The sequence below is a fragment of the Longimycelium tulufanense genome (assembly GCF_014645795.1).
Lineage (GTDB): Bacteria > Actinomycetota > Actinomycetes > Mycobacteriales > Pseudonocardiaceae > Longimycelium > Longimycelium tulufanense.
The window spans coordinates 1-1350 of sequence record NZ_BMMK01000095.1; the positions used below are offsets into that span (position 1 = coordinate 1).

The window sequence follows — 1350 nt, forward strand, 5'->3', positions numbered from 1 at the left end:
CCCCTGTCGACCATGATCTGGGGGGTGTTGTCACCGTGGGCCGGGGGCATCGGTGACCGCTGATAGAGACCTGGCCCACACGTGGTCTGCTCGTAACGTGGCTGCCGGCACGGATGTCCACGGTCGGCCTGACACGTCGAAAGTGAGGCATGCGTTGTCGCAACCCCACAACCAGGTCGGTGACTTCCAGGTGTTCTGCGGCCTGGACGTCGGCAAGGGCGACCACCACGCCTGTGCCCTGACGACCACCGGGAAACGACTGGTGGATCGGGCGTTGCCCAACGACGAAGCCGCCTTGCGGCAGGTGTTCGGTGAACTGGCCGACCATGGCCGGGTGCTGCTGGTGGTGGACCAGCCCGCCGCCATCGGCGCCCTGGCCATCGCCCTCGCCCGCGACATGGGCATCACGGTGGCCTACCTGCCCGGCCTGGCCATGAGACGCCTGGCCGACCTCCATCCCGGTGAGGGCAAGACCGACGCCCGTGACGCCTACGTCATCGCCGATGCCGCCAGAACGTTGCCACACACCCTGCGGCGGGTGAGCACCGACGACGAAACCCTGGCCGGGCTGGAGGTGCTGGTCGGCTACGACGACGACCTGGCCGCCGAAGCCACCCGGCTGTCCAACCGACTCAGGGACGCGTTGTTGCACATCCACCCCGCCCTGGAACGCGTCCTGGGCCCCCAACTCGACCGGCCCGGCGTCCTGGCCCTGCTCGCCCAGGCGCCCACACCCACGGCCCTGGCCACACTGGATCCGGACAGCATGACCAAAATCCTGCGCGAGGGTGGTTCGCCCCGGCTGGCCAAGACCCTCCCCGCCACGATCACGGCGGCCCTGGCCGCCCAGACCGTCACCATCCCCGGCACCACCGACTTCGGCCGGGTCATCGCCGGCCTGGCCCGCCAATTGCGCCAAGTCCACACCGAACGTCGAACCCTGGCCAACGACGTCGAGGAGAGGCTGGCCAAGCACCCTCTTGCCGAGGTCCTGACCTCGATGCCCGGCATCGGCGTCAGGACCGCCGCCACGCTTCTCGTCCTGATCGGGGACGGCTCCGCCTTCCCGACCGCAGCCCACCTGGCCGCCTACGCCGGCCTCGCCCCGGTGACCCGCCGCTCCGGCACCTCCCTCAAGGGCGAGACGCGCTCCCACCGCGGCCACCGCGCCCTGAAATCGACGCTGTTCTTGTCGGCCTTCGCCAGTCTGGCCGACCCCGTCAGCCGCGCCTACTACGACCGCAAACGAGCCGAAGGCAAACGTCACAACGCCGCCCTCATCTGCCTAGCCCGCCGCCGCATCGACGTCCTCCACGCCATGCTCCGCACCAAGACCCACTACCGGCACCC

At 69.9% G+C, this 1350-nt stretch carries 1 protein-coding gene; it reads left to right on the plus strand.

Annotated features, from left to right (window positions below; translation table 11 throughout):
* Nucleotides 1–154 precede the first annotated feature (154 nt).
* A partial coding sequence (locus IEY55_RS31650; RefSeq protein ID WP_189062265.1) for an IS110 family RNA-guided transposase occupies nt 155–1350 on the plus strand: 1196 nt, incomplete at its 3' end.